Annotated in this window: 7 protein-coding genes; 5 read left to right on the top strand and 2 right to left on the bottom strand. The window is 66.8% G+C overall.

Going from position 1 to position 3,116, the window contains the following annotated elements:
• Positions 1 to 121: 121 nt before the first annotated feature.
• Genes JSV65_09940 through JSV65_09930 form a run of 3 tightly spaced genes read left to right on the top strand, consistent with a single transcriptional unit; the run spans position 122 to position 1,511 of the window.
• Positions 122 to 424: a hypothetical protein gene (locus JSV65_09940; protein UCH36653.1), complete on the top strand. Its 303-nt coding sequence runs from the start codon at positions 122 to 124 to the stop codon at positions 422 to 424.
• Positions 425 to 426: 2 nt separating this feature from the next.
• Entirely contained in the window at positions 427 to 837 is a 411-nt protein-coding gene (locus tag JSV65_09935) for an RNA polymerase sigma factor (protein UCH36652.1), read from the top strand.
• Positions 837 to 1,511 carry a hypothetical protein gene (locus tag JSV65_09930; GenBank protein UCH36651.1) on the top strand — a complete coding sequence of 225 codons (675 nt, stop codon included), beginning with the start codon at positions 837 to 839 and terminating at the stop codon, positions 1,509 to 1,511. Before JSV65_09935 ends, JSV65_09930 begins: the two co-directional genes overlap by 1 nt.
• Positions 1,512 to 1,656: 145 nt before the next feature.
• Here the strand turns inward: JSV65_09930 and JSV65_09925 are convergent, their stop codons facing one another.
• Both JSV65_09925 and JSV65_09920 read right to left on the bottom strand, forming a co-directional pair.
• Positions 1,657 to 2,196: a hypothetical protein gene (locus JSV65_09925; protein ID UCH36650.1), complete on the bottom strand. Its 540-nt coding sequence runs from the start codon at positions 2,194 to 2,196 to the stop codon at positions 1,657 to 1,659.
• Between the two features lie 64 nt (positions 2,197 to 2,260).
• Complete coding sequence (locus JSV65_09920; GenBank protein ID UCH36649.1) at positions 2,261 to 2,464, bottom strand: helix-turn-helix transcriptional regulator; 204 nt, start codon at positions 2,462 to 2,464, stop codon at positions 2,261 to 2,263.
• Between the two features lie 141 nt (positions 2,465 to 2,605).
• On the opposite strand from JSV65_09920, the gene JSV65_09915 reads away from it, so the two are divergent.
• Both JSV65_09915 and JSV65_09910 read left to right on the top strand, forming a co-directional pair.
• A complete protein-coding gene (locus tag JSV65_09915) occupies positions 2,606 to 2,884 on the top strand; it encodes a hypothetical protein (GenBank protein ID UCH36648.1) in 279 nt (92 codons plus the stop codon).
• Positions 2,881 to 3,036 carry a hypothetical protein gene (locus tag JSV65_09910; protein UCH36647.1) on the top strand — a complete coding sequence of 52 codons (156 nt, stop codon included), beginning with the start codon at positions 2,881 to 2,883 and terminating at the stop codon, positions 3,034 to 3,036. Before JSV65_09915 ends, JSV65_09910 begins: the two co-directional genes overlap by 4 nt.
• Positions 3,037 to 3,116: the final 80 nt, after the last annotated feature.

Genomic DNA, 3,116 nt, shown 5'->3' with positions numbered 1-3,116 from the left:
GGGACCAGATGCTGCGGATCGAGCGCGAGATCGCGTCGCTCAAGGTCAAGTGCGGGGTCTGGGGTCTGTGCGGTGGCCTGATCCCCGTGGTTACCGCGCTGCTCACCAACAAGATCGGACTATGAGAAAGCTCACCTTCCTCGTGCCCTGCCTGCTGTTCGCGGGCTGCGGCCTCCTCGACGCTGGCCAAGTGCAGGCGGTCACCGACGTCGTCAACCAGCTCGAGGCGAGCCAAGCGATCACCATGGAGCAGGCCGAGGCGCTGCGGCAGGCGATCCTGACGAACACGGGCGAGCCGTGGTGGATGCAACTCGGCAAGATCGCGCTCGAGGTCGGTCTGGCTGTGGCAGGTGTGCGCCTGTGGCGCGGACCCTCGGCGTCGGCGGCTGAGCGCGCGGCGCGACTAGCAGCCCGCAAGGCCTAGCCGTGTCGCTGGGCAAGCTGCTCGAGCCCGACGAGCTGCGGCACTTGAACGCCGTAGCCGACTGGCTGGGCCGCTGTCGGCGGGGCTACGTCGTCGACGAGCTCCGCAACAGGTATGGCGACATGCGCAGCAAGCGCCGGCGCGCGCGGCACGTCGTGAGCATCGACGAGGTGCCGCCGCCTGTTGACCAAGCCGAGCCGGTGCTGGACCGGATCATCCGAGCCGAGCGCATTGCAACGGTCCGCGACATGGTGCAACGTCTGCCCGAGCGGCAGCGCGAGACCATGGAGCTGCGCCTGCAGGGGCACAGCGTCATCGAGGCGGCCAAGGCCATGGGCTGCACCGTGCACGGCGTGGACATGCACATCCGCCGCGCCAAGGCTACGCTGCGGGTCTATCTGGAGGGCGTCTGATGCGGTTCAACATCCACATGTTCTTTTGGACGTGCATGCTCTCGTGCTGCGTCATCTTCTGGGTCGCCGTCGTCGGCTGCGTATCGACTACAATGCGCGACGTGCCCAACGTCATGGCACAGCTCGAGCGCGACGCCATCAAGCCGGAGGAGATGACGCCGCTTCTAGGCGTCCGCATGCTGCCCGAGGTCCAATTCACCACGGGCCAGTTCGCCACCGTGCACGTCCACTACATGCCCGAGCTCGCCGACCTCGAGGGCGGCCTGCCGGTCATGCAGCGCCCGATCATGCGCCCCATCGGCGGCCGGCCCTGGCACATCGGCTGGTTCACGCGCTACGTCGAGCCGCGGCCTGACGTCCAGACGGCCCTGCTGGTGTCGCTGAAGACGCCCGGCGAGCCCAAGCCGATCTTCGGCTCCGAGGGTGCCATGCTCCAGGTCCCGCCGGACTACGTCCTGCTGCCGACCCGGGTGGACGACATCGACCCGAGCACCAGGCCGGGCGTGCCGTTTGAGTTTGTGCAGGACGCCGAGGGCGTGGTCATGCTGCGGGTGACCTGGCCCGAGGTGCTGGTCGGCATGACGGTCTGGTGCCAGCTCCTGGTCGCCGACGACCGCGTGCCGGCGGGCTGCGTTTCGACGCCGATGCTTGAGATCCACGTCGGCAAGCACTAGCCTGCCGGCGCGCTAAGCTGTCGCGCCTGGGCCGCCCTCCCTTCTCAATCGGCCCGGGTTGTTGTCAGCGTTGCATTGGAGAGAGTGCAGCGGACAGCGGGACGAGCGCGCGGCCGACCTGTCGCCTAGCGGGTCGGCCGCCTTTCTATGCGCCGCCGCCGTAGAGCTGGTGGCCCATGGTGTAGAGCGTGCGCACCTGGTCGACCGTCCAGCCCGTCTCGGTGGCGACGTCTTCCACGGTCCTGCCGTCGCCGTGGATGCGGCAGTAGACGATCTGGGCGTCGCGCTGGACGCGGAACTGCTCCGGGTCCTCGCCCTCCATCGGCTCGGGCTTGTAGGCCATGCTGTTGCGCTCGGAGTAGCCTGCGCCCTGTCGGATGCTCTGGACGGCCTCTACGGCCTGCAGGACCTCGTCTGGGTCCTTGAGTAGCCCAGCCAGGTATCGGCGCTGTAGGCCGACGTGAGGCTCGCTCTGGGCGATGTGCGCGCGCAGGAGCTCGACGTGCGCCGCGGTGACCTTGGCCTGCTCGAGCTCGGCGGCGACCTTGGCGCGCACGCGGCGGTTCAGGCAGAAGACGCCGGCCTCGACCAGGGCCTGCTCGATCGCTCTAGTACCGGTCGTACTCGGGTGTGTGGGGTGTGTGCTGTCTTCTGCATCTACTGCGCCAGCAGTACCTACACCCACACACACCTGTGTACCCACGGGTACAGAGCCCCCCCTCCCCCCACGATTAGCGAACTCCTCCGGGTCACGCAACATCGGAATCCTCCTTGGCCGCGCGCTGATCGTTGTAGGCCTGGATGTGGCCTCGGATGTCCCGGGGGGACAGCTCGAGGAACTCGGCCAGCTTGTTGAGGGTGCGCAGCTGCTTCGTCTGCGGGTTACTGCGACCGCTGCGCAGGCTGTCCAGCGTCGCCCAGGCCAGGCCCGTGCATTCCGCCAGCTCCGCCATCGAGCAGCGTTCGAACATTCGAGAGATGGGATTGTCCATGGCAGAACCATAGCAGAAGCATCGCCAAAATCCTTCAGTTACTGTGGAATCTCGCCGATGGCACGGTAGCGTCAGGACATCGCACCTCTGCGAACTAGGCACATGACAACGACACACACTCAAGGATGTCAGCACACGCACCGCGCGCTGGGCTGGACCATCATCACCGCTGAGATGGAGCCCGAGTACGGCTCCGACAACGACAGCCGGACGCTCGACCAGATCGGCCGCGACCTGCACGAGATGCAGGTGCGCGGACAGAACCCGCTCCTGGTCGAGATCGGCGACTGCCTCAACTGCAAGCGCCGCGAATGGGCGCAGCAGGACAACCTCATCGGGCGCTACCGCATGCGCCTGGCGATCGGGGAGGTGGCGCTGTGAGCGACTACCGCGACAAGGCCGGCCGCTACCGCGAACGCAACGGCCTGGACATCCTCGAGGAATACGGGGCCTGCGTGATGATCGCCCTCGTGCTTACCTCCTTCTGGTGGGTCAAACCGTGCTTCCAGATGCTGGTGGAGGTGATGGGATGAGCGACCGCACCATCGTCAAGGAGTCGGGCCACTGGTATGCCAAGGACGGCACGCAGGTGCTTGAGGTGCCCAAGGCAAAG

Source organism: Armatimonadota bacterium, assembly GCA_020354555.1.
In the GTDB taxonomy this organism is placed as follows: Bacteria; Armatimonadota; Hebobacteria.
This window is presented reverse-complemented; position numbering and strand designations above follow the sequence as displayed.